Source organism: Pseudomonas sp. HMSC063H08 (assembly GCF_001813645.1).
In the GTDB taxonomy this organism is placed as follows: domain Bacteria; phylum Pseudomonadota; class Gammaproteobacteria; order Pseudomonadales; family Pseudomonadaceae; genus Pseudomonas; species Pseudomonas aeruginosa.
The window spans coordinates 71,363-89,251 of record NZ_KV813372.1 but is presented as its reverse complement, the minus strand read 5'-3'; the positions used below and the strand labels follow the sequence as shown (position 1 = coordinate 89,251).

Annotated in this window: 17 protein-coding genes; 12 read left to right on the top strand and 5 right to left on the bottom strand. The window is 68.1% G+C overall.

Going from position 1 to position 17,889, the window contains the following annotated elements:
• Positions 1 to 33 precede the first annotated feature (33 nt).
• Genes HMPREF2924_RS07285 through HMPREF2924_RS07275 form a run of 3 tightly spaced genes read right to left on the bottom strand, consistent with a single transcriptional unit; the run spans position 34 to position 3,906 of the window.
• Positions 34 to 234 (bottom strand): DUF1656 domain-containing protein, encoded by a 201-nt coding sequence (locus tag HMPREF2924_RS07285; protein WP_003082823.1) that lies wholly within the window; start codon positions 232 to 234, stop codon positions 34 to 36.
• Positions 224 to 2,419: an FUSC family protein gene (locus HMPREF2924_RS07280; protein WP_003132630.1), complete on the bottom strand. Its 2,196-nt coding sequence runs from the start codon at positions 2,417 to 2,419 to the stop codon at positions 224 to 226. Before HMPREF2924_RS07280 ends, HMPREF2924_RS07285 begins: the two co-directional genes overlap by 11 nt.
• Positions 2,416 to 3,906: an efflux transporter outer membrane subunit gene (locus HMPREF2924_RS07275; protein ID WP_003105655.1), complete on the bottom strand. Its 1,491-nt coding sequence runs from the start codon at positions 3,904 to 3,906 to the stop codon at positions 2,416 to 2,418. Before HMPREF2924_RS07275 ends, HMPREF2924_RS07280 begins: the two co-directional genes overlap by 4 nt.
• A 245-nt stretch (positions 3,907 to 4,151) precedes the next feature.
• Here HMPREF2924_RS07275 and HMPREF2924_RS07270 point away from each other — a divergent pair, with 245 nt between their 5' ends.
• Positions 4,152 to 5,105, top strand: a complete 954-nt coding sequence (locus HMPREF2924_RS07270) for a LysR family transcriptional regulator (RefSeq protein WP_003092994.1) — start codon at positions 4,152 to 4,154, stop codon at positions 5,103 to 5,105.
• Positions 5,106 to 5,199: 94 nt separating this feature from the next.
• Positions 5,200 to 6,177, top strand: a complete 978-nt coding sequence (locus tag HMPREF2924_RS07265) for a 2-hydroxyacid dehydrogenase (RefSeq protein ID WP_003092995.1) — start codon at positions 5,200 to 5,202, stop codon at positions 6,175 to 6,177.
• A 16-nt stretch (positions 6,178 to 6,193) separates the two neighbouring features.
• Here the strand turns inward: HMPREF2924_RS07265 and HMPREF2924_RS07260 are convergent, their stop codons facing one another.
• Positions 6,194 to 7,096, bottom strand: a complete 903-nt coding sequence (locus tag HMPREF2924_RS07260; RefSeq protein WP_003132629.1) for a DMT family transporter — start codon at positions 7,094 to 7,096, stop codon at positions 6,194 to 6,196.
• A 125-nt stretch (positions 7,097 to 7,221) separates the two neighbouring features.
• Here HMPREF2924_RS07260 and mdrR1 point away from each other — a divergent pair, with 125 nt between their 5' ends.
• The 4 genes from mdrR1 (at position 7,222) to fecA (ending at position 12,112) form a co-directional block, all read left to right on the top strand.
• Positions 7,222 to 8,103, top strand: a complete 882-nt coding sequence (gene mdrR1, locus HMPREF2924_RS07255; RefSeq protein WP_003132628.1) for an efflux pump transcriptional regulator MdrR1 — start codon at positions 7,222 to 7,224, stop codon at positions 8,101 to 8,103.
• A 100-nt stretch (positions 8,104 to 8,203) separates the two neighbouring features.
• Positions 8,204 to 8,713: a sigma-70 family RNA polymerase sigma factor gene (locus tag HMPREF2924_RS07250; RefSeq protein ID WP_003092999.1), complete on the top strand. Its 510-nt coding sequence runs from the start codon at positions 8,204 to 8,206 to the stop codon at positions 8,711 to 8,713.
• On the top strand, positions 8,710 to 9,663 hold the full coding sequence (locus tag HMPREF2924_RS07245) for a FecR domain-containing protein (RefSeq protein ID WP_003119249.1): 954 nt from the start codon (positions 8,710 to 8,712) through the stop codon (positions 9,661 to 9,663). Before HMPREF2924_RS07250 ends, HMPREF2924_RS07245 begins: the two co-directional genes overlap by 4 nt.
• Before the next feature lie 94 nt (positions 9,664 to 9,757).
• A complete protein-coding gene (gene fecA, locus HMPREF2924_RS07240) occupies positions 9,758 to 12,112 on the top strand; it encodes a TonB-dependent Fe(3+) dicitrate receptor FecA (RefSeq protein ID WP_003132627.1) in 2,355 nt (784 codons plus the stop codon).
• Positions 12,113 to 12,207: 95 nt separating this feature from the next.
• On the opposite strand, the gene ivy is transcribed toward fecA, so the two are convergent.
• Positions 12,208 to 12,669, bottom strand: a complete 462-nt coding sequence (ivy, locus tag HMPREF2924_RS07235; RefSeq protein WP_003093002.1) for a lysozyme inhibitor Ivy — start codon at positions 12,667 to 12,669, stop codon at positions 12,208 to 12,210.
• Positions 12,670 to 12,889: 220 nt separating this feature from the next.
• Here ivy and HMPREF2924_RS07230 point away from each other — a divergent pair, with 220 nt between their 5' ends.
• From HMPREF2924_RS07230 to tsiT, 6 genes are all read left to right on the top strand, one after another.
• The gene (locus HMPREF2924_RS07230) at positions 12,890 to 14,473 is read left to right on the top strand and encodes a peptide chain release factor 3 (protein ID WP_003093004.1); all 1,584 of its coding nucleotides are present in this window, start codon (positions 12,890 to 12,892) and stop codon (positions 14,471 to 14,473) included.
• 384 nt (positions 14,474 to 14,857) lie between these two features.
• Complete coding sequence (locus HMPREF2924_RS07225; protein ID WP_003093006.1) at positions 14,858 to 15,253, top strand: PAAR domain-containing protein; 396 nt, start codon at positions 14,858 to 14,860, stop codon at positions 15,251 to 15,253.
• Positions 15,250 to 15,777, top strand: coding sequence for a DUF4123 domain-containing protein (locus tag HMPREF2924_RS07220; RefSeq protein WP_003110911.1), 528 nt, complete (start codon positions 15,250 to 15,252; stop codon positions 15,775 to 15,777). Before HMPREF2924_RS07225 ends, HMPREF2924_RS07220 begins: the two co-directional genes overlap by 4 nt.
• Positions 15,770 to 16,153, top strand: coding sequence for a hypothetical protein (locus HMPREF2924_RS07215; RefSeq protein WP_003132626.1), 384 nt, complete (start codon positions 15,770 to 15,772; stop codon positions 16,151 to 16,153). Before HMPREF2924_RS07220 ends, HMPREF2924_RS07215 begins: the two co-directional genes overlap by 8 nt.
• Positions 16,150 to 16,935 carry a type VI secretion system effector protein TseT gene (gene tseT / locus HMPREF2924_RS34065; RefSeq protein ID WP_003119247.1) on the top strand — a complete coding sequence of 262 codons (786 nt, stop codon included), beginning with the start codon at positions 16,150 to 16,152 and terminating at the stop codon, positions 16,933 to 16,935. The genes HMPREF2924_RS07215 and tseT overlap by 4 nt, the downstream gene beginning before the upstream one ends.
• Positions 16,932 to 17,651: a type VI secretion system immunity protein TsiT gene (gene tsiT, locus HMPREF2924_RS07205; protein ID WP_003110913.1), complete on the top strand. Its 720-nt coding sequence runs from the start codon at positions 16,932 to 16,934 to the stop codon at positions 17,649 to 17,651. The genes tseT and tsiT overlap by 4 nt, the downstream gene beginning before the upstream one ends.
• Positions 17,652 to 17,889: the final 238 nt, after the last annotated feature.

Below are 17,889 nucleotides of genomic sequence, written 5' to 3'. Positions count from 1 at the left end.
CGGCTCACGATAACGAAGAGGTGCGCTACCGCCTCAGCGGTAGATGGTCAGGGACAGGCCGCCGTACAGGCAGGCGAACAGGCTGACCCGGAACAGCGCCGGGTGCCAGGTGAAGCGATACAGGCCAACCGAGGCGAAGATCCGGTCGAGGCCCCAGGTGAGCGCCGCGGCGATCACGAACAACAGCGTCAGGGTCGGCATGTAGACCCCATGGATGGCGATTTCACGAGGCATGGACGGTACCTTGGCCGCTCGTCCGACCGGCCAGTTCGGTCAGCGGCGAGGTCGGCGCGAGCAAGGAAGAACGGATGAAGTGCAGGTAGCTGCGCACCCGCCGTAGCGGCGAGCTGTCGAAGTGCGGCGCGCAGGGTTCGTCGGTGTGCCTGGCCGCGTGGATGGCCTGGTCGACGGCCGCCAGGGCGCGCTCCAGGTTCTCCGCGCCGGGGCGCACGAACAGCCGGATCAGGGCCCGCCCCATGGCGCGGATCGCCTGGCGCCAGGGCATGGCCTCGGCGTAGCAGGGTTCGTCCGGCAGGCGCTCCTGCTCGCGACGCAGCTCGATGATCGCGTGGCCGACCTCGAGCACCAGGAACATCCAGCGCAGCAGGCCGCGCTGCACGTCCGGGCGCCCGGCGGCGACGCCATAGGCCTGGTTCAGCAGGTCGCGGGTACCGCTTTCGAAGGCCGAGCCAAGCCCCCTGCTCCTGCCGCTGATGGCGAACACCACGCGCATCCGCAGGTCGCGCTCGAGGCGCTTCCACAGCCAGGCGCTGTTGGGCGGCAGAATGACCGCGGCGGCCGCGGCCGAGAGCAGCATCGAGAGGATCAGGGCGATGTACTCGTTGATCACGTGGGCCGGGTCGTAGACGGTCAGGTTCGCCGGCACCGAACCGAAGCAGAAGAACACCAGCAGGCCGAGACCGTAGCCGGCCCACTGCGGCCGCGAGGAGATGAACGCGCCGAGGGCGAACACCGGCGCCAGCACCAGGCACAGCAGCGGGAAACCGTCGATGTGCGGGTAGACGAAGAACATCTCGCTGAAGCCGAGCAGCGCCGCCGCCATGGTGCCGAGGGCCATCTGCATGGCGACCTTCTTCGGGTTCGGCGCCGCCGAGGCCAACGCCGAGACCGCCACCGCGTTGAGGGCGAAGGTGCCGCCGCTGGGCCAGGTGCTGTAGATCCAGAAACAGCCGAACAGCAGGATCATCAACCCGGTGCGCATCCCCGCCACTGCCGCCGCCACCGCGTTGGCCTTGGCGGTGAAGGCGTCCTTCCACTGCTCGCGCTCGTGGCGGTGGGCGGCCAGCGAGGCATGGGTCAGGGCGTAGTCGTGCATCTCCTCGGCGAAACGGTAGAGCAGCTCGGCGGCGGTATTGAAGTCCAGCCGCGCCTCTTCGCCCGGCTCCCGCGCCAGCAGTTCTCCGCGCGCCTGGCGGATGCGCGCCATCAGGCGTTCGCGGCAGTCGGCGAGGCGCTGGGCGAAGCGCTCGGCGTCATGGTCGGTGACGGCGCGGCCACGGATCTCCTCGAGCAGCCCGGTGATTTCCTCCAGGCACGGTTCGAACGCTTCCAGCACCTGGGTGGAGCCCTGCGCGCGCAGGCGTTCGAGCAGTTGGTGGAGGGCGTGGAAACGGGTATTCATGGCCATGAACTCGCTGCTCAGGCGAATCAGCCGGCCATTGCGCAGGCGCATGTGCGGATCCTCGAAGGCGCTCGCCGCGCGCATCGTCTCCAGGCCCACGGCCTGGGCGGCGAAGGCCACGTTGCTGCTTTCGAAGCGCTCGCGCCCGCCGACCCCGCGCAGGCTGTCGAGGACGAACGCAGCGAACAGGCCGAAGCGCACGTACAGCGCATTGCGCATCGCCGCGCTGGTGGTCTGCGGCATGATCACCGCGCTGACCACCCCCGAGCAGAGAATCGCCAGGCTGATTTCCAGGACCCGCCAGATCGCCTGCATGAAGGCGCCTTCCGGATGGCTGGTGGCGGGGATGCCGATCAGCGTCGCGGTGTAGCCGGCGAGCACGCAGGCGTAGGAGCGGAAGTCACGGTAGCGGGCGGCCCCGGCGGTGCAGAGACCGATCCAGATCGCCGAGCTGAGCAGGAACAGCACCCGCTCCTGGGCGAACAGGGCGATCAGGGTGACCATCACGCTGAGGCCGACCAGGGTGCCGAGGATGCGGTAGAAGCTCTTGGCGAACACCTGGCCGCTCTGCGGCTGCATGACGATGAACACGGTGATGGTCGCCGTGCTCGGTTGCGGCAACTCCAGGCGCATCGCCAGCCAGAGGGTCAGGAAGGCCGCGCAGAGCACCTTGAACACGTAGATCCAGGTCGCCCCGTCGCTGCGCGCCCACTCGGCCAGCGCGCGCCGCCACTCGTCGCGGCTGGGCAGGGCGAAACCAGCGGAGCGGCCACTCATCGCGAAGATACCGCTCTGACCGGGACGTTCTCCGGCGCCAGCTTCCGCTGCGCCGGCGTATCGGCGCCGGCCCCGACGCCGCCGCCGAGGGCGGTGAGCAGGCTGGCATGGGCGGCCAGCCGGGCGGCCTGCACCTGCTCCTGGACCAGTTGCTGCTGGAACAGCCGGGTCTGCGCGTTGAGCACGTTGAGGTAATCGGTGAGGCCACGCTGGTAGGCCAGGGTGGCGATATCGTAGGTCTTCTGCGCGGAAGCCACCGATTGCGCGGCGAAGTCCTTCTGGATGTCCACCGAATGCAGGCGGATCAACTGGTCGGAAATGTTCTTCAGCGCATCCACCAGGGTCTGGTTGTATTGCTCCACCGCCGCGTCGTAGCCGGCCGCCGCCTCGCCCAACTGCGAACGCAGGCGGCCGCCGTCGAAGATCGGCAGGGTCACCGCCGGGCCGGCGCTGTAGGTGTACTTGGCGCTGCGGAAGAACTCCAGCATGCCGCCGCCGACGGCACTGAAGCCGACCGAGGCCATCAGGTCGACGTTGGGGTAGAAGTCGGCGCGCGCCACGTCCACGCCCTTGGCCAGGGCGGCGACCTGCCAGCGGCGGGCGACCACATCCGGGCGGCGACCGAGCAGTTCGGCCGGCAAGGCGCTGGGCAGGCTCGGCTGCGCCGCCAGGTTCAGGCTTGGCCGGCGGATCGTGCGGCCCTCGCCCGGGCCCTTGCCGGCCAGGGCGGCGAGCAGGTTGCGGGTGAGCTGGATTTCTTCGTCGATCACCTCGATGCGGCGCTCGGTCTCGGGCAGCGGCACTTCCGCCTGGCTGACCTCGAAATGCGTGCCGATGCCGCCGCGCAGGCGACGCTGGGCCAGGGCGAGGATGTCGCGCTGCTGTTGCAGCATGGCCTTGGCGATGTCCATCTCGGCGTACTGCAACGAGAGCTGGACGTAGGCGCGGACGATGTTGCCCTCCAGCTCGAGCTGCGCCTGGCGCGCCTCGGCGGCGGCCATGTGGGCCAGGTCGACGGCGCGCTCGCTGTCGCTGCGGTCGCGCCCCCAGAGATCGAGCTTGTAGTTCAGGCCGATCTCGGTGGAGTTGTTCCAGGAAGTGGTCCGCGCCAGGTCGCCGGGGCCGTAGAAATAGTCGTCCGGCCAGCGGTGGCGGACCAGCGAGCCCTTGCCCTCGATCTGCGGCGACTCGATGGACTCCACCAGCCCGGCCATGGACTTCGCCTGGCGTACCCGCGCATGGGCTACCGCCAGGCCTGGATTGCCGTCCAGCGCCTTCTCGATCCAGGCGTCCAGCTGCGGATCGGCATACACCTTCCACCACTGCGCCTGCGGCCAGCCGGCCTCGCGGGCGGCAGCCTGGATCGCATGGTCGGTGGCCAGGGCGTTGGCGTCGAGCGTGGCGGCCTCGGGGGCGATATCGCCTGTACTGACACAACCGGATATTGCGGAGAAAACGACGAGAAAACCGACGAAGGAGCCGACCAAGGTCAGTTCCTTCCTGAGAGCACGCGGCACGTTGTCTGATCCTGGAGGGGCGAAGCACGGAATTTGAACGGTACGGGCGCCGTTCAACCCGCTCGAGCGTTCGTGCGCTCGGGGGCCGATGAATTTTAAGAGGCTGGCGGCTGCTGATAAGCTGGCTCAAGTGCGATTGTTTATTGCGTAATGTGAAATAATCCGCCCTCGCAACAATCTGACACACTTCTGCGCGTGCCTAGGAGGCCCCGTCGATGGACACCCTGCAAAACATGCGAGCCTTCGTCTGCGTGGCGGAAACCGGAAGCTTCACCGCGGCGTCCCAGCAGCTCAACACCACCACCGCCTATGTTTCGCGGGCGGTGGCCAACCTCGAGACGCACCTGCGCACCCGCCTGCTCAACCGTACCACTCGTCGCATCGCCCTCACCGAAGCCGGCCAGCGCTACCTGCTGCGCTGCGAGCAGATCCTCGCCTACGTCGAGGAAGCCGAGGCCGAAGCCAGCGACGCCCATGCCCGTCCCGCCGGCAAGCTGAAGCTGCATTCGATGACCGGCATCGGCCAGCACTACGTGATCCGCGCCATCGCCGGCTACCGCCAGCAGTACCGCGACGTGACCTTCGACCTGACCATGGCCAACCGCGTGCCGGACCTGCTCGACGAGGGCTTCGACGTGGCCATCGTGGTGGCCTCCGAGCTGCCCGATTCCGGCTTCATTTCCCAGCGCATCGGCGAGACCTACAGCATTCTTTGCGCCTCGCCGGAGTACCTGCGCCTGAACGGCACGCCGAGCGAGCCTTCGGAGCTGGCCAGCCACGATTGCCTGCGCCTGGTCAGCCCGGTGGTGCCGCTGGATCGCTGGCTGTTCGACGGTCCCAACGGCCAGGAAATGGTCTCCATCGGCGCCTCGCCGTTCCAGGTCAATGTCGGCGACGCCATGACCGAGGCAATCCGCTCCGGGCTGGGCATCGGCATCCTGCCGGTGTATTCGGCCATCGAGGACCTGGGCAAGGGCACCCTGGTGCGGGTCCTGCCGCAACACCGCCTGCAACAGCTCAACGTCTATGCGCTGTACCCTTCGCGGCAGTATCTCGACGCGAAGATCAAGACCTGGGTGGAATACCTCAAGGAAAGCCTGCCCGGCCTGCTCCAGCGCGACGAAGCGGCGCTGGTGGAGCTGGGCCTGGAACTCGGAAGACCCTCCTGAGCCGATAATCGCCCGCCCAGTGGCGGGCCCCTGCCCGCCGCTTCGATGGCGGTGGTATGGTCGGCGCTTTCGCTCCCGCTTGCAGAGTCCCGTCATGAAAAAGAACGTCTTCGTCTTCAGTCGCCTCGCCCCCGAGCATCTCGAACGCCTGCAACGCCAGTTCAACGTCCGCGTGCTCGAACCGAAACAGGGCGACATCGACGCCCAGTACGCCGCCGCCCTGCCCGATACCCACGGCATGATCGGCGTCGGCCGGCCGCTCGGCGCCAGGCAACTGGAACAGGCGAAGCAACTGGAAGTCATCTCCAGCGTCTCGGTCGGCTACGACAACTATGACCTGGACTACCTGAACCGCCGCGGCATCGCCCTCACCAACACGCCCGACGTCCTCACCGAGACCACCGCCGACCTCGGCTTCGCCCTGCTGATCAGCGCCGCGCGACGGGTCGCCGAGCTGGACGCCTGGGTCAAGGCCGGGAACTGGAAGCGCACCGTCGACGCCCCGCAGTTCGGCACCGACGTGCATGGCAAGAAACTCGGCATCCTCGGCCTCGGCCGGATCGGCGCGGCCATCGCCCGGCGCGGCCGTTTCGGCTTCGGCATGCAGGTGCTCTACCACGGCAACAACCGCAAGCCGGAACTGGAACAGGAACTCGGCGCGCGCTTCCTCGGCTTCGACGAACTGCTCGGCGAGGCCGACTTCGTCTGCGTGGTGGTGCCGCTGGGAGCGCAGACCCGGCAGTTGATCGGCGCGCGCGAACTGGGCCTGATGAAGCCCTCGGCGATCCTGGTCAACGTCGCCCGCGGCCAGGTGGTCGACGAGGCCGCGCTGGTCGCCGCCCTGCGGGAGAAACGCATCCTCGGCGCCGGCCTGGATGTCTACGAGAAGGAACCGCTGGCCGAATCGCCGCTGTTCGCCCTGGACAACGTGGTGACCCTGCCGCACATCGGCTCGGCCACCCACGAGACCCGCCGGGCCATGGCCGAGCGGGCGCTGCAGAACTTCGAGGCGGCCCTGCGCGGCGAGCGGCCGCTGGACCTGGTCAATCCACAGGTGTGGCGACGCGGCTGAGCGCGCCACCTCTCCGCTAGGTCGAACGCGCCGGCCCGGCCAGCGCCGGCGCCTTCGGCTTGCGGAACACCAAGACGTTGCCGAGCATCACCAGGACCAGCCCGGCCAGCGCCGGTGCGGTCCAGCGGTAGCCCTCGGCGAAGGCCGAGATGTTCAACGCCACCACCGGGAACAGCACGGTGCAGTAGGCGGCGCGATCCGGGCCCATGCGCCCGACCAGGGTCAGGTAGGCGGTGAAGCCGATCACCGAGCCGGGGATCGCCAGGTACAGCAGCGAGCCGACGTAGCGCGCGCTCCAGTCGAAATTCAGCGGCACGCCCTGGAACAGGCACAGCGCCAGGAGGATCAGGGTGCCATAGAGCATGCTCCAGGCATTGCCGGTGAGCGGGCGGATGCCGGCCTTCTGTTGCAGGCTGGAAAGCATGTTGCCGGTGGAGAAGCACAGCGTGCCGAGCAGGGCCAGGCCGAGGCCGTAGAAGGTTTCCGGGGTGGCCTGGTGACCCACCAGTTCCGGCCAGAACAGCAGCCCCAGGCCGATCAGGCCGAGACCGCCACCGGCCATCACGTTCGACGCGATGCGCTGGCCGAACCACAGGCGGGCGTTCAGCGCATTCCACAGGGTGGCGGTGGAGAACACCACGGCCACCAGGCCGCTGGGAATCCACTGGCTGGCGGTATAGAAGCAGATGAAATTCAGGCAGAACAGGCATACGCCCTGGGCCATGCACAGGCGTTGGCCCCGCGCGTCCAGCCTTTGCAGGCGGCGGCCGAGCAGCAGCACGGCGAACAGCACCAGCGCCGCCAGGGCGAAGCGGTAGGCGATCGACAGGGTGATCGCCACCGGACCCATCTGCAGCTTGATGGCGATCCAGGTGGTGCCCCAGATGAGCACGGTGAGCAGGTACAGCGAAAGATTCATGGCGACTCCGCAACGACAGGATGCCGTCAGTCTGCGGGCGAAGCCGGGCGCGACCATTGTCCATTCTTGCGCTTTTCATCCGCCGCCTCTCGCGGCAGCGTCCGGGCGCGGGTAGCATGGCCGGCATGCACCAACCCAGCGATTTCCAGGTATTCCGCACCCTCGACCGGACCTCCAATGCGCGCCTGCTGCGCAGCAGCACGCTCAGCGACGGCCTGGCGCTCGCCCATTGGTACCGCGACGAAGCGGAGATCCTCGGCTACAGCGACCCCGGCCATCACACCCTGTCGCTCTACCTGCAGGGCGGCTGGCAGACCTTCCGCCGCGATCGTCCCGGGCTCTATGGCGGCCCCGACCGCTTCTGCGTGATGCCGGCCGAACACCACTCCGACTGGGCGGTGACACGCGGCCTGGGCTTCATGCACCTGTACATCAGCCCGGAACGCCTGGCCGGCGCGGCGGTACGCACCCTCGATTGCGAACCACGCAGCCTGCAACTGGAGGAGCGCACCTACATCCAGGACGAGCCGCTGGCCGCCCTGTGCCGGACCCTGGAACGACAGGACTGGAACGAACCCGGCGAGCGCCTGCTATGCACCAGCCTCGCCCACCAGGCGGTGGACCACCTGCTGCTCACCGGGTGCGGCAGGCGTACCGACGTACGCTGGCAGGGCGGGCTGGCCGCGCACGTGCGGCGGCGCCTGGCCGACTACATCGAAAGCCACCTGGAGCAGCCGCTGGAACTGGGGTCGCTGGCGGAGCTGGCGGCGCTCTCCGAGTACCACTTCGCGCGCATGTTCCGCGTCTCCTTCGGCCTGCCGCCGCACCGCTACGTGCTGGAACGACGCCTGGCGCGGGCCCGCGACCTGCTGGCGTACTCCGCGCAGTCGCTCCAGGAGGTCTCGCTGGCCTGCGGCTTCGCCAGTCCGAGCCATTTCAACCGGCGCTTCCGCGAAGCCCATGGCGCCACCCCGGGGCAGTACCGCGCCGCCCTGAAAGCCTCCTGAAAGCCAGGCGCCGACAGCCTGCGGTTGTAGGCAGGCATTCCCGCAGCATAAAATGATAACTATTATCATTCGTTAATCCTTCTGCTCCGGGAATGTCCAGGTGTCGAGCGCCGACCTCGCCCACGCGGCCGCGTTGCATACCCTCTACAGCGACCACCACCACTGGCTCACGGGCTGGCTGCGGCGCCGCCTCGGCTGCCCGCAGAACGCCGCCGACCTGGCCCAGGACACCTTCGTCAAGGTCCTGGTTTCGCGCCAGGCCGCGCGCATCGACGAACCGCGCGCCTTCCTCACCACCATCGCCCGCCGCGTGCTGTGCAACCACTACCGCCGCCAGGACGTCGAGCGCGCCTACCTGGAAGCCCTGGCCAGCCTGCCCGAGCGGGAAGTCCCCAGCGAAGAGACCCGCGCCATCGTCCTGGAGACCCTGGTCGAGCTGGACCGCCTGCTCGACGGCCTACCGCCGCTGGCCAAGGAGACCTTCCTGCTGGCCCAGCTCGACGGCCTGGGCTACGCCGAGATCGCCACGCAGCTGGGCATCTCCCTGAGCAGCGTCAAGCGCTACATGCTCAAGGCTGCGCAACGCTGCTACTTCGCCGAGCTGCCATGAGCCTGCCCGCCGCACCCAAGGTGCCGCCGCAGGTGGCCGAACAGGCCGTGCGCTGGCTGGTCGAGCTGCAGGGCGGCGCCGACGACGAACGCCTGCGCCAGGCCTGGCAGCGCTGGCGCCAGGCGGCCCCGGAACACGAGCAGGCCTGGCGCCACATCGAGGCGGTCAACCAGCGCCTGGCCGGGATAGGCACGCCACTGGCCCTGGCCGCCATCAACGCACCGCATTCGCCGCAACGCCGGCGCGCGCTGAAGACCCTGCTGCTGGTCCTGGCCGCCGGCGGCAGCGCCTGGGGCCTGCGCGAGAGCGGCAGCCTGCAGCGCTGGAGCGCCGACTATGCCACCGGCGTCGGCGAACGCCGGCGCCTGGCCCTGGCCGACGGCAGTCGCCTCGAGCTGAACAGCGACACGGCGGTGGATGTCCGCTTCGATGCCGGCGAACGGCGCCTGCTCCTGCTGCGCGGGGAAATCCAGCTCAGCACCGGCCAGGACCCGCGCCCGCTGCACGTGTACAGCGCGGAAGGCCGGCTGCGACCGGTGGGCACCCGGTTCGACGTGCGCCAGTTCGCCGGACGCACCCGCGTCGCCGTCCACGAAGGCGCGGTGCAGGTGGAGAACCACGCCGGCCAGGGCCTGCTGCTGCCCAGCGGCCGGCAGCTGGACTTCGACCGCGAGCGACTCGGCGCTCCGCAGCCGCTGCCGGTCGGCAGCGGCGCCTGGACCGACGGCATGCTGGTGGCCGCCGGCATGCGCCTGGACGAATTCCTCGCCGAAGTCGCGCGCTACCGCCCCGGCCGGCTGGGCTGCGACCCGCGCATCGGCGGCCTGCGGATTTCCGGCAGCTATCCGCTGGACGATAGCGAGCGGATCCTCGCCACCCTGCCGGCGGTGCTGCCCGTGGAGGTACGGCGCGTCACCCGCTACTGGGTCGGCGTGCACCCGCGCGAATGAGCGGAAAGATATTTCCGCGCACCTGAGCCTTTTTCCCCACCTCGCGTGACAGAGGAGGAAAGCCAACCTCGAAAGATCCACTGGAGTGTCCCTCATGTCCCCGTCACGCGCCCTGTCGCCGCTCAGCCGCGCCCTGCTCCTCGCCTGCCTCGGCGGTCCCGTCCTGGTTTCCGCCGGCAGCGCCTGCGCCGCCGAGATCCGCACCGATGCCCGCCAGTACTACCGGCTGCCCGCCGAGCCGCTGGAGCAGGCGCTGAACCACCTAGGCCGCCAGGCCGGCGTGCTGATCGCCTTCAGCCCGGAACAGACCGCCGCGCGGCGCAGCCAGGCGCTGGACGGCGAGTACACCCTGGAGGAAGCCCTGGCCGCCCTGCTCGCCGGCTCCGGCCTGGAGGCGCGCGCCCGCGGCGACGGCGCCTATACCCTGGAGGCGCTGCCGGTGGAAGACCCGGCCAACCTGCCGGCGCTCACCGTGGTCGGCGACTGGCTGGCCGACGCCAGCGCCGCCGACGTCTTCGAGCATCCCGGTGCGCGCGACGTGGTCCGCCGCGAGCAGTTCCAGGCCCAAGGCGCGGCCAGCACCCGCGAAGTGCTGGAGCGCATTCCCGGGGTCAGCGCGCCGCTCAACAACGGCACCGGCAGCCACGACCTGGCATTGAACTTCGGCATTCGCGGCCTCAACCCGCGCCTGGCGTCGCGCTCGACGGTGCTGATGGACGGCATCCCGGTGCCCTTCGCTCCCTACGGCCAGCCACAGTTGTCGCTGGCGCCGGTGTCCATCGGCAACATGGACGCGGTGGACGTGGTCCGCGGCGGCGGCGCGGTGCGCTACGGGCCGCAGAACGTCGGCGGCATCGTCAACTTCGTGACCCGGGCGATCCCCGAGGACTTCGCCACCAAGCTCGACGTGCACAGCGAACTCAGCCCCAGCTCCAGCCAGGACGGCCTGAAGACCACCCACAACGTGCTGATCGGCGGCACCGGCGCCAACGGCCTCGGCGGCGCCCTGCTCTACTCCGGCACCCGCGGCGGCGATTGGCGCGAGCACAGCGATACGCGGATCGACGACCTGATTCTCAAGGGCCGCTTCCAGCCCAGCGACGAACACGCGTTTTCGGCGATGACCCAGTACTACGACGGCGAGGCCGACATGCCCGGCGGCCTCAGCGCCGCGGCCTACCGCGACGATCCGTACCAGTCGACCCGTCCCTACGACAAGTTCTGGGGCCGCCGTACCCTGGCCAGCGCCAGCTACGAATACACCCCCAACGCCAGCCAGAAGCTCAACGTCACCGGCTTCTTCACCAAGACCCTGCGCAGCGGCTACCTCGACCAGGGCCGCAACCTCACCCTGTCGCCGCGCGAATACTGGGTGCGAGGCCTGGAAACCCGCTTCAGCCAGGGCTTCGAGCTGGGCGAAAGTCGCCACGAAGTGGGCATCGGCCACCGCTACGTCAACGAAGCCAGCCACGAGCTGCGCTACTGGACCCGCGCCGACAGCGGCCAGCTACCCAGCACCGGCAGCCGCAACGACCGCGACACCCGCGGCAGCACCGAAGCCAACGCGTTCTACATCGACGATCGCATCGACATCGGCAACTGGACCATCACCCCTGGCATCCGCTACGAGAAGATCGACTCCGAACAGAAGAACCTGCTGAAGAACAGCAAGGACAGCGGCCGCTACAACGCCTCGCTGCCGGCGCTCAACGTGATCTACCACCTCACGCCGAGCTGGAACCTCTACGCCAACACCGAGGGCTCGTTCGGCACCGTGCAGTACAGCCAGATGGGCAAGGCAGTGCAGAGCGGCGACATCGAGCCGGAGAAGGCCCGCACCTGGGAACTCGGCAGCCGCTACGACGACGGCATCCTGCGCGCCGAACTGGGCGCCTTCCTGATCAACTTCGACAACCAGTACGAGAGCAACCAGCAGACCGACAGCGTGACCGCCCGCGGCAAGACCCGGCACAAGGGCATCGAGGCGGCGATCGCCTACGACCTGGCCGATCTCGACCCGCTGCTCTCCGGCTTCGACGTCTATGCCAGCTACGCCTACGTCGACGCGAGCATTCGCGAGGACGGGCCGAACAAGGGCAACCAGGTGCCGTTCTCCTCGAAGCACAAGGGCACCCTTGGCGCCAACTACCGCACCGGCGCCTGGAGCTACAACCTCGACGGCAGCTTCCAGACCAGCCAGTACGCCGACAACGCCAACACCGAGAGCGAAAGCGTCGACGGCAGCACCGGGCGGATCGCCGGCTGGATGGTCTGGAGCGCGCGCGGCACCTACGACTTCGGCCCGCAACTGAACGACCTCAAGCTCGGCCTGGGGGTGAAGAACCTGTTCGATCGCCGCTACTACACCCGCTCGTTCGACGACAACAACAAGGGCCTCTACGTCGGCCAGCCGCGCACCCTGTACGTACAGGCCTCGGTCGGTTTCTGAAGGAAGACCGCGGGAGCGCATGGCGCAACGGCGGACGATCGCCAGCGATCATCCGCCCTCCCCGCCGCCGGGCCTGGTCCCTCTCAGGCCCGGCGTCACTTCCAGTTCGGATCGCTCTCCAACTGTTTCATCAGCAGCTCGCGGACCTGCCTGGAGGGTTCGCCGTACCAGCGATAGGTGGCGTACTTGCTCGGCGTCTGCATGACTTCGGCGGGCTCGTCCGGCAGGCTCACCTGCAGCCCGTAGGCGGCACTCTTGTCGCCACGGAACGCCACCAGCAGGCGGTTGTTGCCGCAATCGTGGGGTTTGCAACTGTTGGCCAGGACGTAGGGCTGGCCCTCCAGGCTCAGGCTGGTGGACGGGGAACTCGGGCCGCTGGCGTCGGAAACCCATTTCGGCACGTCGCTCTCGCCCTTGAACATGGCATGCCAGGTGGCCTTGTAGCCGGGCTGGCCGAGCAGTTCGAACAGCCGCGGCTGCTCCTCGGCCTGCGCCGGCGCCCAGTGCAGCGCCGCGCCCAGCAACGCCAGGGAGAGCAGTCTGGATACTCCGTTCATGGTGATTTCCTTCGATCGGGTGAAATGAAAGCAGCCTATCCGGCGGTGGCCGCCGCTGGCTGCTTGGAACGGCACGACTGCGACAAGTTCGCTGTCCACCGGCAATTCCATCGATCGCCGGATGACAGGCATCCCGACGCGCCGCGTTTTACCGCTATAATCCCGCGTTTTTCCGGGCCGTCCCGCGCCCACGCCAACGGATTCCAGCAGGCACGCATCCATGACCACTCAGGCCGCCGAAGTCGCGAAGCGCCGTACCTTCGCGATCATTTCCCACCCCGACGCCGGTAAGACCACCATCACCGAGAAGCTCCTGCTGATGGGCAAGGCGATCGCCGTCGCCGGTACCGTGAAGTCGCGCAAGTCCGACCGCCACGCCACGTCCGACTGGATGGAGATGGAAAAGCAGCGCGGCATCTCCATCACCACCTCGGTGATGCAGTTCCCCTACCGCGAGCACATGATCAACCTGCTCGACACCCCCGGCCACGAAGACTTCTCCGAAGACACCTACCGCACCCTGACCGCGGTGGACTCGGCGCTGATGGTGCTCGACGGCGGCAAGGGCGTCGAACCGCGGACCATCGCCCTGATGGAAGTCTGCCGGCTGCGTGACACGCCCATCGTCAGCTTCATCAACAAGCTCGACCGCGACATCCGCGACCCCATCGAGCTGCTCGACGAGATCGAGGCGGTGCTGAAGATCAAGGCCGCGCCGATCACCTGGCCGATCGGCTGCTACAAGGACTTCAAGGGCGTCTACCACCTGGCCGACGACAGGATCATCGTCTACGTCCCGGGCCACGGCCACGAGCGCATCGAGACCAAGGTCATCGAAAAGCTCGACTCCGACGAAGCCCGCGCCCACCTCGGCGATCTCTACGACAATTTCGTCGAGGAGCTGGAGCTGGTGCAGGGCGCCTGCCACGAATTCGACAAGGACGCCTTCCTCAAGGGCGAGATGACCCCGGTGTTCTTCGGCACCGCGCTGGGCAACTTCGGCGTCGACCAGGTCCTCGACTGCATCGTCGACTGGGCGCCGCAGCCGCTGTCGCGCGCCACCCACGAACGCAGCGTGGAGCCGACCGAGGAGAAGTTCTCCGGCTTCGTGTTCAAGATCCAGGCGAACATGGATCCCAAGCACCGCGACCGCATCGCCTTCATGCGCATCTGCTCGGGCAAGTACGAGAAAGGCATGAAGATGCGCCACGTGCGCCTGGGCAAGGACGTGAAGATCGCCGACGCGCTGACCTTCTTCTCCTCCGAGCGCGAGCAACTGGAAGAGGCCTATGCCGGCGACATCATCGGCCTGCACAACCACGGCACCATCCAGATCGGCGACACCTTCAGCGAAGGCGAGAACTTCGGTTTCACCGGCATCCCGCACTTCGCCCCGGAACTGTTCCGCCGCGTGCGCCTGAAAGACCCGCTGAAGTCCAAGCAGTTGCGCCAGGGCCTGCAGGAACTGGCCGAGGAAGGTGCGACCCAGGTGTTCTTCCCCGAGCGCAACAACGACATCATCCTCGGTGCGGTGGGCGTGCTGCAGTTCGACGTGGTCGCCAGCCGCCTGAAGGAGGAATACAAGGTCGAGTGCGCCTACGAGGCGATCAACGTCTGGTCGGCACGCTGGATCGAGTGCGACGACGAGAAGAAGCTCAAGGAGTTCAAGGACAAGGCCTTCGAGAACCTCTCCGTGGACGGCGGCGGGCACCTCACCTACCTGGCGCCGACCCGCGTCAACCTCAGCCTGATGGAAGAACGCTGGCCGGACATCCGCTTCCGCGCGACGCGCGAGCATCACTGATCGCACGGGAGGAGCCAGGGACAGCCTCCCTGGCTCCTCCCTCGGCGGTCTCGGCGCAGGGCGGATAACCCTATCGCGGCTATCCGTCGCTCCAGCGCGGTATCGGCGGACAGCCCCTGCGCAGGCAAAGCGAACGCGACGCTGCGCGAAACGCCTCCTTCCCTCCTCCCAGGCTCCCCTCCCCATCGCGCCATCGCTCCGTACGCCTGCGCCTTTCGCAGGCGGGTGACGAGACTTCCAGGTAGGAAATCCCTTCAAGCGCAACCAGGCAAGGACGCGGTTGCCCAAGCCGTTTCCGAAGGTGCCTCCTGAGCAGTTCAGATAGGTTGTCCGCCCCCGAGTGGCACGGCAGAGTGCCAGGGTTTATCTCATAGGGACTTGAGCATGAGCGGCAAACCCGCTGCGCGCCTGGGCGATCCGACCGCGTGTCCGCTGCCGGGCCACGGCAGCAACCCGATCGTCGGCGGCTCGCCCGACGTCTTCTTCGACCATCGGTCCGCCGCCCGCCAGGGCGACGCCACCGCCTGCGGCGCCACCCTCAGCGCCAACGTCATCGCCAACGTACTGATCAACGGCAAGCCCGCCACCGTGGTAGGTAGCGTCGGCACCCACGGCAACCTAGTGGTCGGCGGCGCGGGCACGGTGCTGATCGGCAACAGCGGCGGCGGCGCACCCGCTCTCGCCCTCGCCCCACCGAAGCTGTGCCTGCAATGCCTGCTGCTGGCGGCACGCCGCAACCAGGCCCTGGTGCCCCTGGAAAGCCTCGGCGGCGCACCGTGAGCCGGCTCCAGCCGGCGCTCGCGGCGCCTACGCCGGACAGCCGCCTGTTCGCCCTGGCGGACGGCGCCCGCTACCTGACCCTGGACACCCGCCTGGAAAAGGCCGCGGGGGAAATCAGCTCGCGCTGGCTGCTGGCCGGGAGCGAGCTGGACGAAATCGCCCATGCCGGGCCGGTCCTGATCGAATTCATGGACAGCGCCCCGCTTTCGTCATCGGGCGAGTTCCTCGGCTGGCTGCGCGACTGGGACCGCCGCTCGCCCATGGCCTCCTGGCTGTGGAGCCGGGCGTCCTTCGAAAACCTCGCGAAACACTTCGCCGGGCTGCTCTTCACCCGCATGCCCGACGGCCGCCGGGCGCTGTTGCGCTACTACAGCCCGGAAGTGCGCCGGGCGCTGGAACAGGTCATGACCGCGCGGCAATGGACGCAAGTGATGGCGCCGCTGGAGCGTTGGCAGGTCTGGCAGCCCCTGCAGGGCGGCTATCTCGTCTATGACCGGGAAACGGAGCGGACCGCCGATGCTTGAACTGGATGCCGGCCAACTGGATCGCCTGCAACGGGTCCGCGACGACGAAGTCATCGAGCGGGTCCTGCTGGAGGTACGCCGGGAGGCTCCCGCCTGGCTCGAACGACGCGGCCTGCTGCCCGCCATCCGGCAACTCGGCGAGCTGCGCGCGACGGCGCTGGAACTGGGTATCGAAGAGCCCGGGACGATCGAACGCTTTCTCCTGCACGGCCTGGCCTTCCCCGGCTTCCAGGACACGCCGGCGTTTCTCGCGCACATGCGCCGGCCGCTGGCTGACAGCCCGGAACAACGCTTCCAGGACTACGAACGGATCGTCGAGTTTCGCCTGGCCAGCCAGAAATGGCGCGCGTACGAAACCTCGGGGAGACCGGCATGAGCGGCATAGGCGCGCTTTTCCGACCGCTGCCCCGCATGGGTCCGCGGCTGCCCTTCGAACTACCCGCGCCGCCCCGGCCGCACTTGCCGATGCCGGCGCCGCGCCCGCTGCCGCGACCGGCCCCCGGCGCGCTGCCCAGGCCGGTACCGCGTCCGATGCCGGTTCCGCAGCCCCTGCCCAGGACCGAGACCGGCACGCTGAGCCGCGACCGGACCCGGGAAGCCGAGCGCGATTGCAGCAAGAGCCAGGGCCGCGACAAGGACTGCGTGGAGTGCCCGCCGTCCCGGGGCGAAATGGCCATCGCCAATAACGGCAAGGGCCACAGCATGTCGGACCTGTCCGCGCGCTACCAGCAGTGGGTGACCAATTTCCCGTTTCCCCACGAATGGTTCTGGAGCGGCACCTGGTGGGACGGCTTCGACGAGCCGCGCTGCACCCTGCTGGAGGCGAAGGCCAACTACGCCTTCCTGTTCGTCCCGCTGCTCGGCGTGCCCAGGCCCTGGGCGCGGGCCAAGGTGAAGTCGGACCTGCTGCAGAAGGCCGAGGTCCACAGCGACAAGGCCCGACCGACCCCGCCGGTGTTCGTCGAATGGCACTTCCTGCAGCGGATCGTCTACGAGTACTGCGCCGCGGAGTACCTGCGCATGGGACTGGCCAACCTGAAGGCATTCTGGAATCCGATGCCGGGAACGGACGAGCACGACGACTACCAGGAAACCCGCGCGAAGGAACAGGAAGAGATGAAAAGGTTTTGCGAAGAGAACCCGGGGTATTGCGCATGACGGACGCCAAGGCTTTCAGGCGCTACATATTCGAGCTGTACTTCGATCCGGCACGGCTCCTCGAACTGGACGACGACCAGCACCTGCAACGGATAGAGCGCTTCCTCGATGCCCTCGCGCCCCTCCATCCGGTGCTGGAGAACTGGTACCTGTGCGGCGACTCCCTGCGCGATGCCCTCAGCCACAACGTCACCGAGCACCGCCAGGATCTCGCCAAGGCCCTGTCGCGTGACCGACGCACCCGGGCGGTGGAACTGGTGCTATGGAACGGCGAGGAGGATCCGCTCAAGGGCGGGTTGTCGCTGGACTACGAGGCCAGCGGCAGGGCCGTCTCGTCCAGGCTCCAGTTGGAAGATGCCGGCAGCCTGCTGCAGGTGTTCGACGCACCGGCTTCCTCCTTCGTCGCGATCTTCCTCGCGGCGCTGGAAATCTGGCCCGAAACGACCTGGGGCATGCTCGCTCCGCATACGTATTTCGTACACCAGCGGACCTTCCCGGACCGCCGCAGCATCGGCTGGATCGGCTTCTGCCCGCATCCGCTAAGGGCCACGGACTTCCCGGCGGCTACGGAGCTGGTCGACATTCCCGGCCGTGGCACCCTGCTGCTGAACGGCCGCGAACCGATGGACGAAACCCGTCGCGAACATTTCGAGCGCGTCGGCGAAGCGGACATCAAGCTGATGGAACTGGGCTACCTGCCGCCGCTGCGCGGTTGACGACGTACGAAGCAAAAGCCGCCTGCGTTCCGTAGGGCGAATACGCCACCGGCGTTATCCGCCGGCATCCGCCGCAACGGCGGATAACCGCAGGCGGTTATTCGCCCTACCAGGCCCACGTGCCACACTGGAAGGCCACCCTGGAGGGGCCTCCGTTCCGTGGGGCGAATACGCCACCGGCGTTATCCGCCGGTATCCCGCCGCAACGGCGGATAACCGCAAGCGGTTATTCGCCCTA